14 protein-coding genes, 1 tRNA gene and 4 pseudogenes are annotated in these 13,013 nt (G+C 35.6%); 16 read left to right on the plus strand and 3 right to left on the minus strand.

Annotated features, from left to right (window positions below; translation table 11 throughout):
- From ACFIL7_RS02500 to ACFIL7_RS02530, 7 genes and pseudogenes are all read left to right on the plus strand, one after another.
- Positions 1–355 (plus strand): phage antirepressor KilAC domain-containing protein (locus ACFIL7_RS02500; RefSeq protein WP_375683308.1); only part of this gene is annotated, 355 nt, incomplete at its 5' end.
- Positions 324–833 carry a hypothetical protein gene (locus tag ACFIL7_RS02505; protein WP_375683309.1) on the plus strand — a complete coding sequence of 170 codons (510 nt, stop codon included), beginning with the start codon at positions 324–326 and terminating at the stop codon, positions 831–833. The genes ACFIL7_RS02500 and ACFIL7_RS02505, both read left to right, overlap by 32 nt.
- On the plus strand, positions 830–1,198 hold the full coding sequence (locus ACFIL7_RS02510) for a hypothetical protein (RefSeq protein ID WP_375683310.1): 369 nt from the start codon (positions 830–832) through the stop codon (positions 1,196–1,198). The genes ACFIL7_RS02505 and ACFIL7_RS02510 overlap by 4 nt, the downstream gene beginning before the upstream one ends.
- Before the next feature lie 28 nt (positions 1,199–1,226).
- Entirely contained in the window at positions 1,227–1,592 is a 366-nt protein-coding gene (locus ACFIL7_RS02515) for a hypothetical protein (protein WP_375642946.1), read from the plus strand.
- 240 nt (positions 1,593–1,832) lie between these two features.
- Positions 1,833–2,642 carry a phage recombination protein Bet gene (gene bet, locus ACFIL7_RS02520; RefSeq protein WP_375634987.1) on the plus strand — a complete coding sequence of 270 codons (810 nt, stop codon included), beginning with the start codon at positions 1,833–1,835 and terminating at the stop codon, positions 2,640–2,642.
- Between the two features lies 1 nt (position 2,643).
- Positions 2,644–3,267: pseudogene (locus ACFIL7_RS02525) on the plus strand (lambda exonuclease family protein).
- A 78-nt stretch (positions 3,268–3,345) separates the two neighbouring features.
- Complete coding sequence (locus tag ACFIL7_RS02530) at positions 3,346–3,549, plus strand: helix-turn-helix transcriptional regulator (RefSeq protein WP_375634989.1); 204 nt, start codon at positions 3,346–3,348, stop codon at positions 3,547–3,549.
- A gap of 99 nt (positions 3,550–3,648) precedes the next feature.
- On the opposite strand, the gene ACFIL7_RS02535 is transcribed toward ACFIL7_RS02530, so the two are convergent.
- Positions 3,649–3,724: transfer RNA gene (locus tag ACFIL7_RS02535), tRNA-Thr, on the minus strand.
- Positions 3,725–4,179: 455 nt separating this feature from the next.
- Here ACFIL7_RS02535 and ACFIL7_RS02540 point away from each other — a divergent pair.
- The 6 genes from ACFIL7_RS02540 (at position 4,180) to ACFIL7_RS02565 (ending at position 9,660) form a co-directional block, all read left to right on the plus strand.
- Entirely contained in the window at positions 4,180–4,383 is a 204-nt protein-coding gene (locus ACFIL7_RS02540; protein ID WP_375634991.1) for a SlyX family protein, read from the plus strand.
- A gap of 1,096 nt (positions 4,384–5,479) precedes the next feature.
- A complete protein-coding gene (locus tag ACFIL7_RS02545; protein ID WP_375634993.1) occupies positions 5,480–6,907 on the plus strand; it encodes an amino acid permease in 1,428 nt (475 codons plus the stop codon).
- Between the two features lie 40 nt (positions 6,908–6,947).
- A complete protein-coding gene (locus tag ACFIL7_RS02550; RefSeq protein ID WP_375618715.1) occupies positions 6,948–7,628 on the plus strand; it encodes an energy-coupling factor ABC transporter ATP-binding protein in 681 nt (226 codons plus the stop codon).
- Positions 7,625–8,263: an energy-coupling factor transporter transmembrane component T family protein gene (locus tag ACFIL7_RS02555; RefSeq protein WP_375640707.1), complete on the plus strand. Its 639-nt coding sequence runs from the start codon at positions 7,625–7,627 to the stop codon at positions 8,261–8,263. The genes ACFIL7_RS02550 and ACFIL7_RS02555 overlap by 4 nt, the downstream gene beginning before the upstream one ends.
- Before the next feature lie 15 nt (positions 8,264–8,278).
- The gene (locus ACFIL7_RS02560; RefSeq protein ID WP_375634997.1) at positions 8,279–8,836 is read left to right on the plus strand and encodes a biotin transporter BioY; all 558 of its coding nucleotides are present in this window, start codon (positions 8,279–8,281) and stop codon (positions 8,834–8,836) included.
- Positions 8,837–9,093: 257 nt separating this feature from the next.
- Positions 9,094–9,660, plus strand: coding sequence for a biotin transporter BioY (locus tag ACFIL7_RS02565; protein WP_375633212.1), 567 nt, complete (start codon positions 9,094–9,096; stop codon positions 9,658–9,660).
- On the opposite strand, the pseudogene ACFIL7_RS02570 reads toward ACFIL7_RS02565, so the two are convergent.
- Positions 9,654–9,850: pseudogene (locus ACFIL7_RS02570) on the minus strand (single-stranded DNA-binding protein); the annotation flags it as partial. The gene ACFIL7_RS02565 and the pseudogene ACFIL7_RS02570 overlap by 7 nt on opposite strands.
- 486 nt (positions 9,851–10,336) lie before the next feature.
- Between ACFIL7_RS02570 and ACFIL7_RS02575 the strand changes: the two are divergent.
- Both ACFIL7_RS02575 and ACFIL7_RS02580 read left to right on the plus strand, forming a co-directional pair.
- Positions 10,337–10,516: a hypothetical protein gene (locus ACFIL7_RS02575; RefSeq protein WP_375618712.1), complete on the plus strand. Its 180-nt coding sequence runs from the start codon at positions 10,337–10,339 to the stop codon at positions 10,514–10,516.
- Between the two features lie 28 nt (positions 10,517–10,544).
- Complete coding sequence (locus ACFIL7_RS02580) at positions 10,545–10,595, plus strand: hypothetical protein (protein ID WP_375618717.1); 51 nt, start codon at positions 10,545–10,547, stop codon at positions 10,593–10,595.
- A gap of 131 nt (positions 10,596–10,726) precedes the next feature.
- Here ACFIL7_RS02580 and ACFIL7_RS02585 read toward each other — a convergent pair.
- Positions 10,727–11,242, minus strand: a pseudogene (locus tag ACFIL7_RS02585) (hypothetical protein).
- A 1,008-nt stretch (positions 11,243–12,250) separates the two neighbouring features.
- On the opposite strand from ACFIL7_RS02585, the pseudogene ACFIL7_RS02590 reads away from it, so the two are divergent.
- Positions 12,251–13,013 (plus strand): annotated as a pseudogene (locus ACFIL7_RS02590) (DUF637 domain-containing protein); the annotation flags it as partial.

Genomic DNA, 13,013 nt, shown 5'->3' on the forward strand with positions numbered 1-13,013 from the left:
TTACCTACAAGGTCAAATAGATCAAAAAGACACCATCATTGAAGATTTAACACCAAAAGCCATGGCTCTTGAAAGCTTACAGCGTCATAATGGACTCTTTGGTCTTACAGAAGCCGCTAAAATACTCGAGATGCAACCAAAACAATTCATTCTCTTCTTACAGCAAAAAGGTTGGGTTTACAGACGAGCAGCAGGTGGAAATTTGCTACCGTATCAAGACAAAATCCAAAAGAAACTTATGGATTGTCCAACTATCACACTTCAAACCGCAAATGGAATAGAAAAGGTCATTCCTTGCGCAAAAGTCACAGCAAAAGGAATTGGTGTGCTGTCTCAAGANTTTAAGGGATTTTGATGATGTTAAAGCAGATGACCTAGGCGGTTTTATACAAAAAGAAGACAATCTAAGTCATGATGGCAATTGCTGGATTGGGGATTATGCAAAAGTCTATGGTAATGCCAAGGTTTTTGGTAATGCTAAGGTTTACGAAAATGCACAAGTTTACGGTTATGCACATGTTTACGGCAATTCTCGTATTTATGGCAAAGCAGAAGTTTTCGATGAACCATGCATTTACGGTCATGCAGAAGTTTACGGTGATGCATATATTTGCGGTGAACCTAGCGTTTTTGATAATGCAGAAGTTTATGGCAATGCACAAGTTTACGAAGAGCCACACATTTACGATAGGGCGCGTGTTTACGGCAATGCGCAAGTTTGCGGTGATGCGCATGTTTATGGTCATGCAAAAATTTACGGTGATGCATGTGTATGTTGGGACGACTGGATTGATGGCGATAAAAGAATCTCAACTGGAGAAAAGACCAGATGAAAAAATACGAACTTACTGATGAAACAATTCCGTTTGATGGATACCTTACGCTTTACCGCATACGTGCATTAAAAGATTTTGGTGATGTTAAGGCTGGGGACCTTGGGGGCTTTATAGAAAATGAAAGCAATCTCTCTCATGATGGCAATTGCTGGGTCTATGATNGGGTAGAGAGTGAATGGAATCTTAGCCATGATGATAATTGCTGGGTTGGAGGCAATGCTTGTATTTATCAAAATGCATATATCTCTGAAAATGCGAAGGTTTATGATGATGCCGAAGTTTATAATAACGCAAAAGTTCGTGGTAATGCCATAGTAGCCGGCGATACAGCATTTTATGGAAGTGACGCTATTTTAAGGTAGGGGGATAAATCATGGAAAAAAATACGAATTGACTAATGAAACCACCGATATTGTAAGTTGCCATACATTGTACCGCATTCGTGCTTTAAGAGATTTTGATGATGTTAAGGCTGGGGACCTTGGGGGCTTTATAGAAAATGAAAGCAATCTCTCTCATGATGGCAATTGCTGGGTCTATGATAATGCTTGTGTTACTTGGGGTTCAAAAATTTATGACAATGCAAAAATTTATAATAACGCCCGAGTATATGGTGGTGGTCGCATTTTTGAAAACGCACAGATTTACGGAAATGCAATTGTTTATCCCAATGCAAGAGTTTATGGCGACGCAAAAATTTACGGAGATTCAGAGATCTGCGGAGAAAGCCGTATCACAACAAACGAGAAAAAATAAATCATGTATAAATATGGAATTAAACCTACCTTGTGTGCACAGTTAGTTGTGAGAAATACTCACAATCTAGGTGAACTTTGTATCACTATCTCTGGGTATAAAGACGAGCCTTATGTAGATACCATAATTTCTGAAGACATAATGCAGCCTATAAAATCCAAACTCTAACAACCAAACCAACTTTTAACACATGCGTGATTCACGCCACGGGTGAGTTGCGCGCAATGGAGGAAAACAATAATGACAAGTTCTTCTTTAATAACCATGGCAAGCAAATATGGATTTTCTCATGATGAATTTCGTAAAACAATTATCAAAACTTGTATCAATCATAACTTCTCTAATGAAGAATTCGCTGCTTTTATCTCGGTTGCAAATACTTATGGATTAAACCCATTAACAAAAGAAATCTATGCGTTCCCTAAAAAAGGCGGCGGTATTATCCCTGTTGTCTCTATTGATGGATGGATTAAGATCATTAAATCTAATCCTAAATTTGATGGCATGACTTTTCAAGATCAACTCGATAAAGATGGGAGTTTAATTGCCATTAAATGTGCTATTCATCTTAAAGGCATTAAAAACCCTATCGAAGTCACTGAATATTTAAATGAATGCGTGCAAGAAAAAAGTGAACCTTGGAAAAAATATCCAGCACGTATGTTACGTCATAAAGCAACTATACAATGTGCACGCTATGCTTTCGGTTTTTCCGGCATTTATGAAGAAGATGAAGCGGCTCGTATTAATAATAATACCACACAAGTACAACTTGTTTCTCATGACATGCTTATACAAATCCAAGAATTAATTGAAGAAACTGGAACCAATGAAGCAAGGATACTTGATTATGCAAAAGTCGAGAGCCTTGAAGATATTCCTGATGAAAAAGCAAAAATAATTTTTGATATATTGCAAGAGAGGCAAAAAGCTAAAACAGAGCAATCTCATTCACCACAAAAGAAAATAGACGCTCCTATACAAGAAGCAGAATACATTCATATCCAAGATATTGAATATGTACCAACTCAACAACAAACGGCGGTGTGAAATGGAACAAAGAACAGCAGAGTGGTTTCAAGCCCGCTTGGGAAAAGTCACCGCTTCAAACGTTTACAACCTACTGAGTAAAACAGCAAAGGGAATGCCTACAAGCAAATATGAAGACTACAAAATCAAACTTATAACAGAACGTTTAACTGGTGAAGTAAGCCAATCTTATCCAACTCCGGCTATGCAATGGGACATTGAACATGAAGAAGATGCCTTGAAAGAATATGCATTTATTTATGATACAGAGATCATAGAGTGTGGTTTCATACAACATCCCACAATCAAAATGGCTGGTGCTAGTCCTGATGGGTTTGTTGGTGATGACGGTTTAGTTGAAGTCAAATGTCCACAATCACCAAACCACTTACGCTTCTTTATAGATGACACTATAAAGCCTGAATATAGCGCGCAAATGCAATTCCAAATGGCTTGTACGGGACGAAAATGGTGTGATTTTATCAGTTATGACCCACGTTTTACGAGGTAATCAACATACTTACGCATGAAAATCAAACGCATTCACCGTGATGAAGAACAAATTGAAGAGATTAATCAAGCGGTCGAAGCCTTTTTAGCAGAGATAGAACAAGAAATGCAAAAGATTTTGACAAAAGCTGCTTGACTCTATGGGGGTGCTTTCTCCTCCCAGCACCCCCACCCATTTAGGTAATAAGTAATATAAAAATAGAAAGGTAATGAGATGATATTTGATGATGGCGATAGATATGTAACAACCGGTGAATGTGCACAGCTTTTTAGTGTATCAACCACAACGATTCGCAATTGGGTGCTTCAAGGGGAGTTTCCGCAACCCTATAAGCTAGGAAGAGCAGTGAGATGGAGAAAAAAAGAGATTCTAGCTTTTACTCCAAAGAAAAATACGGAGCAAATAACAACAAATTAAGTAAAATTGTATAAACCACAAGAGGTGGACTAAAAGGTGGTCTAAAAAATAGAAAATCAAATAAAAAATTATATATTTCAATATATTAAAGAGAAAAAATGGTGCCGCATGCCGGATTCGAACCAGCGACCCCATCATTACGAATGATGTGCTCTACCAACTGAGCTAATGCGGCATAGGTTTGTAAGTCAATGAAACAAAACTAATTTGAGGGTAATAGCTAAAAGTACGTATAAAAGCAAGAATGCATTTTTTCAATAATTTATACATATGATAATAATTTGAAGGAGAAGTATGTAAAAGTCAGAGGAAAGTATTCTTTGACCTTAATGCTATAAAATGCTTTCCAATTTACGATAGCACTTAAATTAAGAAGCTGGGAATGTAGATCTTTAGGATGAAAAATGGTGTCAAGATAACTTAGTAAAGATAAAAACATTTTCTGATTCTTAAGAAAGAAATTTGTTGTATAAGTGATTGGGAAAATAAAGATCATCATAAACCTTTTATAATGTGCAAATAAGATGAGTAGAATTATTTGAAAAGTTACTTCTCATTTTTATGGGAAGAAAAAGGGAGGAGGATTAATAAAATTAATCACGTTTTTTTATTTAAGAGGGAGTAAAAATCATGTCGGATGAAGATCGGCTGATAGAACTAGAAATGAAGCTAGTTTACCAAGAAAAATTCATTGAGGAACTTTCTCGAGTGGTAACTGATCAATGGAAAAGTTTGGATGAGATATCTAAAAAAGTTGATGTTTTAGCGAAACGATTTTCAGATTTAAAAGAACAGAGTGTGACTGAAGCTGTTATTTTACCATTTTCTCAATAGAGAGAAGATGCTTAAAATTTTTCTGCTAATAGTCTCTTGGATTTTTTTAGATGTAATAGGGTGGATGTCACAATGGGAGTAAGATGCGAAATATTCTTTATTACAATTGCAATTATTTACAGATTGATTTTTGTTTAACGCATTTTGTTAGACTTGTAGAATAATTTTTATAAGCTTCTTCATTAATTTCAAGAAGTTCCAATTTTATAAGGAGTGCTGATATTAGAAGACGTTTTTTTATATGTGATTTCTAGTACTAAAATTAAGAAAAGTTTTTGTAGAGTATAAAGGAACATCCATAAAAATATATGAACTTCAATATGTTAAGTTTTTTCTGTACAGAATTTTCTATAGATGGGAGTTAGGTTTATTCGCTAGTTTTTATTAAATTGATACAAATGAAGTAATGTTATCATTATCTATAGAAATCATAAGTGAGCCCGTATAATTTATAACTGAGCGCATATATTTATAATAAAGCGTTTTAATCCATTCTGATGATCAAATGATTTTCAGTTGTTTTAATAGGGTGAGGTGCTCTAAGCGATACCTGTTGTGTATAGTACAGAGAGCTCTAGAAGTTTTTTTCAAGATCAAATGTACTCTTCGTTATATGTATATGATATTTTGTGAAAAGGCTTTTGTTTTTCGTAATTTAAGATACAAAATACTATTGCTAAAGCACCAAAGATAGACCATGCGGGTAAATAAGTGAGAGTAATGCAAATTGAGGACAGAAAATCAGGCATTACCTTGCATAGAGATTGATTAAGGTGATAGATATCTGTTTGCAGAAGGCTTGTTAAAATTTTATTAAAGGGGGTTGTTGTCCAATGTGATGTGATTACAGAGTGTGTGTTATCAATGACCAATGCTATAATGGTTAGTGTAACGAAAATGAAGGACATTAATTTAAATAAAGGGTGGAGCATATTTTTTCTTAAAACTTCAACGGGACATACGTATAATGCACAAAAAAATAAGGAGTTGCATTATGATAAGAAAATAAGTTTACGTTTGTTTTGTGTTTTTTGAAAGAGGTGCCTAATTTTTCAATAAAAGTTGAGGTTAGGTTCAACAAAAGTAGTGAGGCATGATGTCTGAAAAAAAGCACGAGGAATTGAAGCGTAGCCTTCAAAATCGCCATATTCAAATGATTGCTTTGGGTGGCGTTATTGGGACAGGACTTTTTTATGGATCAACCGAGGCAATTCAATTAGCTGGCCCCTCAGTTATTTTATCTTATCTTGCCGGCGGGCTTATTATGTATTTCATTATGCGAATGCTTGGTGAAATGTCAGTAGAAGAACCGTCTTCAGGAGCATTTAGTTTTTTTGCTTATAAATATTGGGGGAGATTAGCTGGTTTCATAACAGGTTGGAATTATTGGTTTCTTTATATTCTTGTGAGCATGGCTGAACTTACAGTGATAGGGTTTTACCTTGATCATTGGATTTTGATTGATCATTGGAAGACATCTTTCATTGTTCTTTTATTTGTTACATTTGTTAATTTGTTTAATGTTCGTTTTTATGGAGAATTTGAATTTGCTTGCGCTTTGATCAAAGTGGCTGCTGTTATTGGTATGATTATTTTTGGAATTTTTCTCATTGTCACTGGACTAGGAGAAAATCAAGCGAATATTCATTATCTTTGGGACCATGGCGGTTTTTTTCCTTATGGAGCAGTAGGGGTTGTTTTAGCAACTTCTGTAGTAATGTTTTCTTTTGGAGGAACAGAGCTTATTGGTATTGCTGCTGGAGAGGCATCTAATCCACAAAAAACAATTCCAGCGGCTATTCGTCAAGTTATGTGGAGGATTATAATTTTTTATATTGGTTCTATCAGCATTATTATGATAATCAGCCCTTGGAATATGATTGGAAAAAATGGTAGTCCTTTTGTCACAATTTTCGAGACTATAGGAATTCCTGCTGCTGGTCATATTTTGAATTTTGTGGTGATTATGGCTGCTATTTCTGTTTACAATAGTGGCATTTATTCTAATGGCCGTATGCTTTATAGTTTAGCTGTACAAAAAAATGCACCACATATTTTTAGTAAACTGAGTGCTGCTCGTGTTCCTTATATTGCTATCCTTTTTTCATCATTCTGTACGGTGTTGATTGTCGTTGTTAATGCTCTTGTTCCTGATAATAGTTTCATGCGGATCATGGCTCTTGCAACTGCAGCAGCAGTGATTACTTGGGCTATTATTGTTATTGTTCATTTGAAATTTCGCAATGCCCATAAGAACAGAAAAGGCAACTTTACTTATGCGTTTGGTTTATATCCTTACGCTAACTATCTTTGTCTCTTCTTTCTTGCTTTATTATTTTGCATTATGTTTATCAGTGGTTTTGGGCAAAATGGATTGATGACTCGACTTTTTGATATGATAGGAATAAGCGTGCCTTTTCTTGAAACATATATTCCTGTACAGATGCCTGATATGAGTTTGGCAGTCATTATTATTCCTCTATGGTGCTTATTATTACTTTTAGGTTATAAACTGAAACGATAGAGAAAGAAGAGCTAATAAAAGGGATTGATTGGAATAAATCTTGGGGACTATAAAATTTGATGAGGTAACACAAGTTTTTGGTGATTTGTGTGTTTTAAGAAATATTACTGTACAGCTTACCGAAAAACGAATTGCTGTTATAGGTGCGAATGGTTCTGGAAAAAGTACATTTGTTCGTCTTATTAATGGACTCCAATTACCATCTCACGGTTTTGTAAGCGTTGATGGGCTTGATACCAAGCGCGATGCAAAAGCAGTAAAGCGTAAAGTTGGATTTGTATTTCAGAATCCCGATAATCAGATTGTTTTACCATTAGTTGAAGAGGATTTATCCTTTGGTCTCAAAAATTTAAAGCTTAATAAAGATGAAATTAAGGAGCGTGTAGATGAAATTTTACAACGCTATGAACTTCAAGATTTCAGAAATCACGCTGTCCATTTATTAAGTGGTGGGCAAAAACAACTCGTTGCTATTTCCGGTGTAGTTGCAATGAAACCAGACTACATTATTTTTGATGAGCCGACAACATTACTTGATTTGCGAAATAAGCATCGCGTTACGCAAGTGATAGAAGAATTACCACAAACGGCAATAGTTGTATCGCATGATTTGGAGTTTTTGAAAAAGTTTGATAGAGTGCTGGTTTTTGATAAGGGGGAGATAGCAATTGATGATGTACCTTTTGTTGCTATCAAGGAGTATATAAGAAGAATGTCATGATCGGTTTATATATTCCAAGGGATACGTTTATTCATAGGTTAGGTCCTGGAGTTAAGTTATTATTTCTTACGGCGTGTGGAACTTTTATAATAATGGTTTCTTCCATAGCGCTTCTTGGGTTATTTTTGTTGTTGGTCATCTTATTCTATAGAGTCGCCAAGGTCCCTTTCAAAACTGCGATAAAGCAATTTAAATCGATGGGATTGCTTTTAGTTCTTCTATTTGTATTTCAAACTATTTTTAGCGGTTGGCTTACGGGGGTTGAGGTCATATTACGTCTTGTTATCCTCTTTTCTTTATCATCACTTATTTCATTCACAACAAAAGTTTCAGATATGGTGGATGCAATTGAAGCAGGCCTCCAGCCCTTTCGTTGTTTTGGTATAAATCCATCAAAAGTGAGTATGGTTATCTCTATGGCGATCAGGTTTATTCCTCTTTTGAGTGAAAAGTTTAATGAGGTACATGAAGCACAGCAAGCACGGGGACTTAACACTAACATTCTCGCTCTTGCGATACCTTTAATTATACGAACCATAAGAATGGCTTCAGAAGTGGCTGAAGCATTGGAAGCGCGTTCTTATGATGTTGATACCATTGATACAGCATCTCATAATAATCAAAGTTTTTTATAGTGAAAGAAGAATCAAATGAATACAAAAGATTTAGTTTATATTGCCTTATTTGCCGCTGTTTATGCTATTTTGGGCCTTTTCCCTTCTATTTATCTTCCTTTTTTTCTAGGGATACCTATTACAGCTCAATCGATGGGACCGATGCTAGCAGGGTCTATTCTTGGGGCAAAAAGGGGTGCTTTAGCGTCACTCCTTTTTCTTGTTCTTGTTGCGATTGGATTACCTCTGTTGCCTGGTGGTCGCGGTGGGATCAGTGTCTTTTCAGGGATTGCAAGTGGTTATTTAATAGGTTTTCCATTTGCCGCATTTTTTATTGGTTTAATGGTAGAATTGTTTTGGCAGCGGTTAAATTTTATAATATTATTTGTGATAAATACTGTCGGTGGCATTGGGATAGTTTATTCTTTTGGTGTTCCATGGACAGCTTATATGACCAAAGTTTCTTTACTGAATGTTTTAATGGCTTCATCAGTTTTTTTGATAGGCGATTGTTTAAAAGCGTTGATTGCATCCTTTATTGCACTCGCGATTAAAAGATCTGTTCCTCTCATTCATTCAAAGCATAATAACTAAAATAAATGCATTATTTTGTTATGCTGTTGTTATATAATATTCGTATATCACTATTATTGAATTTAACTATAGTAATTTATGATGTATTTAAACATTATAGAATCTAATATGATTCATATAAGTGATATTATTAAAATAAATTATTATAGTATTTTTCTCTATATCTAAGGTATTTAAAGTGTACTTTTATAAATCTGATACTTTTTATTAATTGTACAACAATAACGAAAGCTTTTCCCTAGTGAAGGAATAATTCAGTGAATACAAAAGATTTAGTTTATATTGCTTTATTCGCCGCTATTTACGCTGTTTTGAGTCTTTTTCCTCCTATTTATCTTCCTTTTTTGCTGGGTGTCCCTATTACAGCTCAGTCTATGGCTCCGATGTTAGCAGGCTCTATACTTGGAGCGAAAAGGGGAGCTTTAGCATCACTTCTTTTCCTTGCTCTTATTGCGATTGGGTTACCTCTATTGCCTAGTGGTCGTGGTGGAATTAGTGTTTTTTCAGGAGTTACGAGTGGTTATCTGATTAGTTTTCCATTTGCTGCATTTTTTATTGGCTTTATGGTAGAATTATTTTGGCAGCGGTTAAATTTTATAATATTATTTGTGATAAATACTGTGGGTGGCATTGGGATAGTCTATTCTTTTGGAATACCATGGGTAGCGTATATGACACAGGTTCCTTTGCTGACAGTTTTAATAAGTTCATTAGGTTTTTTGGTTAGTGGTTTCTTGAAAGTGCTGATTGCATCCTTTGTAGCGTTGACCATTAAAAAAACCGTTCCTCTCATTCATTCGGAAAAAGGGGCAGTTCTGTACTGAAGAACAAGTTTTCCAAATGTATGTAGATTAAAAAGCATCACGGAATACCATTTTGTTTTGTCTACTTTTTTATTGGTATTTTTCTGCATAGCTTTCAGAGGTAGCCATACGAAAATTGAATGTTTCGGCACCAAAATTCATTTTTGCTTTCAGGAGCAGCCCCTAAATAGCCAATTAATATTATATGCATAAAGCCTTAGAATAATTTATTATTTTTTAATATTTTTAGTTAATTAATCACTAATTTTTAAAGTATTAAATTATATTAATTGTACAAAAACATGGATAATTAAGTGTTCATCTAAAACTCTTGATGTATATAATACCCTTATAAATGTATTAATATGAGGTATAAAAATAAGATTTGAATGGGATGAAGCTAAAACAAAAAGTAATCTTAGAAAGCACCGTGTAAAGTTTTGAAATAGCTGCATATGTTTTTTCTGATCTATTCTCCATGGCTAAACAAGACCGTATTGAAAATGGAGAGTATGGTTAGCAAGCTTTAGTGCTTGTGGAGGTTTTTTATTACTATTCGTAGTGCATACTGTCCATGACGATAAAGATGGCATAGAGGTAATCCGTATTATTTCAGCACGGCGAGCCAATTTGAAAGAAAGGAAACGTTATAAAGAAGAAAGTTCGTTATGAAATTGAGGTAGGTAACTTATCAGCTTTGACAGATGAACAGAGAGTTGAAATTGATAAATTGGCTGTAATGTCGGATAGTGCAATTGATCATAGAGATATTCCGTCACTCAATGATGTGTTCTGGAAAAACGCCGTTTTCAATCCATTCTATAAATCACCCAAAACTGTTACAACAGTGCGTGTGGATTCAGACGTGCTAGCGTGACTTTAAAAGTCAAGGGAAAGGATATCAAATGCGGATTAACGCCATTTTACGTGATGCCATGCTTCGTTCAATGCGTTGACCTCTTTCCTGCGACAAAGAGTATCAAACTGCTTTCGATAGTTTTTTTATCTCCTTGTTGATTTCATCTATGAACGTTGAGAAGAGACAACGCCATTTAATCTAAACAGTTTTATAAAATCGGAAGTTTTACTATGGCTTTTTAACTGAGCACTGTAGTGTGTAAATAGATATATTTATTAAACTGCGTGTACGTAACATAAGAAACAATACACAAACTAAAAAGGAATACCAAAGAGCAATATCTGAGTACAAAAGTACAGCATCCCAATGGAAAAGAAAGCTTGTACTCCACATACCTAGAAATGACAGGTAAAGAAACCGTTTCTTTATAACTATTTGGGAAAATTAAAACGACAAGCGCTAAACTTATTAGTTTTAAGAATCTGTGCAAATACTGTTGTAAATCACGTGTTAGTTTCACCCAACCTGTTGTATCATCATCTTTATATTTTGGGGTGCTCTGCAATTCAGAAGGAATATTAGAATTGCATAAAATTTCAAAAACCGTTGTGACTATTACCAAAGAAACAGACGCGAATGTCAAAATACTCTGAATAAAGTCAAGATTTTTTTAATTCCTAAAAAACATAAAAATATAAAAGTTATAATGCCAAACAAGGTTCTTAGCTGCTTATTTGTAAATATATTTATTTCCTGTGGAAAAATTATGATCTCAATTTCTTAAATTATTTTCTGATATAAAAATACAATCTATCTTTTATTTTAATAGCAATGTCTTCTATTGCATCCAGTTGCTTTTAATATTTTAGTTAACCTCGTTTATGATTTATCTATAGTTGATGATAGCTTTAAACACAGAGCTCCATAATCCCAAACTCTCGCTTGCATTTTGATACCCAAATCCACCTTTCAAAAAAGCCCATAGCACTGGCAACCCTTTCATAAAGATTAAAGAAAAGCTCTGTTATTTCAAAAATATATGAAAGTGACTCATAACTGCCGCAACATTTTTTGTGCTGATGCTGGCTATTCATGTTTTAAAAAAACAAATATTTTGAAATTCGTGTATCCTAAAATCCTTAATTTGTATTAATGGATTTATTTACTTTATAAATTTGATACTATAGAGCCATTTTGGCTTCTAGAAATATATTGTACATTAAAAAAACTTTTTAATCACTCTTTAAATGCATATCCAATCCAAAAATGATCAGCACTTTTCACTATTTTGCTATTTTTTAGAAATCTATTTTAAACTCTCCTATTATTAGTTTATGAAGAGTTTTGGTTCGTGAAAGAAGATCTTTTTCAATCTCTTCACAATACTTAGAAAAATCTGTTGCTTTTGGAATGATTTTTTTAGACATGCTTTCTACGTTGCTCTGCAAAATGCGTTTTAAGGACTCTTTCAAAATCAATAAGGAAATACCTTTGAGTTCAGTTTGATAAGCTTGAGAAGAGGTGTCATCGTCCATATCTTTTCGCTTGTGGAAGCTACCACAAGAGAACAAGCGAAAAAAGTATTAAAGATATCATCATTTGAAGCTTTTACAGCAATAAACCTGTGAAGCCATAGGCAAGTCTCAAGTGCATTTTCTTCATTCGGTTTTTGTTTTTAATTTTTCATACGACACACTGCTATTTCAGGTTATTTCTTTGGGTTGATTAAGATTTGTAAGGAAAGTTGATTGACAAGCAGTTAAGGCTGAATTTAAAGACTGGGATTATAAAGCCCAAGGGCTGACAGAAGCCGGTGCGGCTCTCGTGGCCTTGGCTGTCACGGCGGTTACGGGCCGGAGCAGCCTCGGGCGCTGCCAGTGCCATTACCGGTGCTTTGGGGCTTGGCTCGAGCACCGCCATGAATGCAGCGATACAGGCAGGTGTCCAAGCACTGATTAACAAAAGCGCTGTGGCTCTTGTCAATAATCGCGGCAACATTGCCGGCGCTTTGCATGAGCTTGGCTCTTCAAAGAATGTTCTCAGCATTGTTTCGTCGATGTTGACAGCAGGCTTAACCAGCCAAATAACGGAAATGGCAGGTGTTGGACAATCTTTGCCAAAAACCGCTCCTTTTGTCGATCGTATCGCCAGTGAAGCGGAAAAGAACCTGATCAAAGCCGCCATTGGCACGGGCGTGCAAACGGCTCTTGAGGGTGGCTCTCTTGNGGGCGTGCAAACGGCTCTTGAGGGTGGCTCTCTTGACAAGAACTTTTTTAACAATCTGCGCATCGCCCTGTCTGATACGGTTGGCAAATCGTTGGCGGAAGAAATCGGTACCGCCAAGGCAGAAGGCAAAATAGATACGGTCACGCAAATCGTTGCCCACGCCGGTCTTGGCTGCTTAAAAGGCACTGTTGCGAGCGGTGCTTGCTCTGCCGGTGCTGTGGGGGGTGCTGTGGGCGAAGCCACTGCTATGCTCCAGTTTCAATTGTGGGTGCAAGGCATTGTGAAAGAG

Origin of the sequence: Bartonella sp. AP3QHHD (assembly GCF_042195765.1) — a bacterium.
Classification (GTDB): domain Bacteria; phylum Pseudomonadota; class Alphaproteobacteria; order Rhizobiales; family Rhizobiaceae; genus Bartonella.

Excerpts from the sequence above, each read along its gene's own strand:
- bet (WP_375634987.1), top strand. The coding sequence starts at position 1,833 with ATGACAAGTTCTTCTTTAATAACCATGGCAAGCAAATATGGATTTTCT.
- ACFIL7_RS02530 (WP_375634989.1), top strand. The coding sequence starts at position 3,346 with ATGATATTTGATGATGGCGATAGATATGTAACAACCGGTGAATGTGCA.
- ACFIL7_RS02540 (WP_375634991.1), top strand. The coding sequence starts at position 4,180 with ATGTCGGATGAAGATCGGCTGATAGAACTAGAAATGAAGCTAGTTTAC.
- ACFIL7_RS02545 (WP_375634993.1), top strand. The coding sequence starts at position 5,480 with ATGTCTGAAAAAAAGCACGAGGAATTGAAGCGTAGCCTTCAAAATCGC.
- ACFIL7_RS02555 (WP_375640707.1), top strand. The coding sequence starts at position 7,625 with ATGATCGGTTTATATATTCCAAGGGATACGTTTATTCATAGGTTAGGT.
- ACFIL7_RS02560 (WP_375634997.1), top strand. The coding sequence starts at position 8,279 with ATGAATACAAAAGATTTAGTTTATATTGCCTTATTTGCCGCTGTTTAT.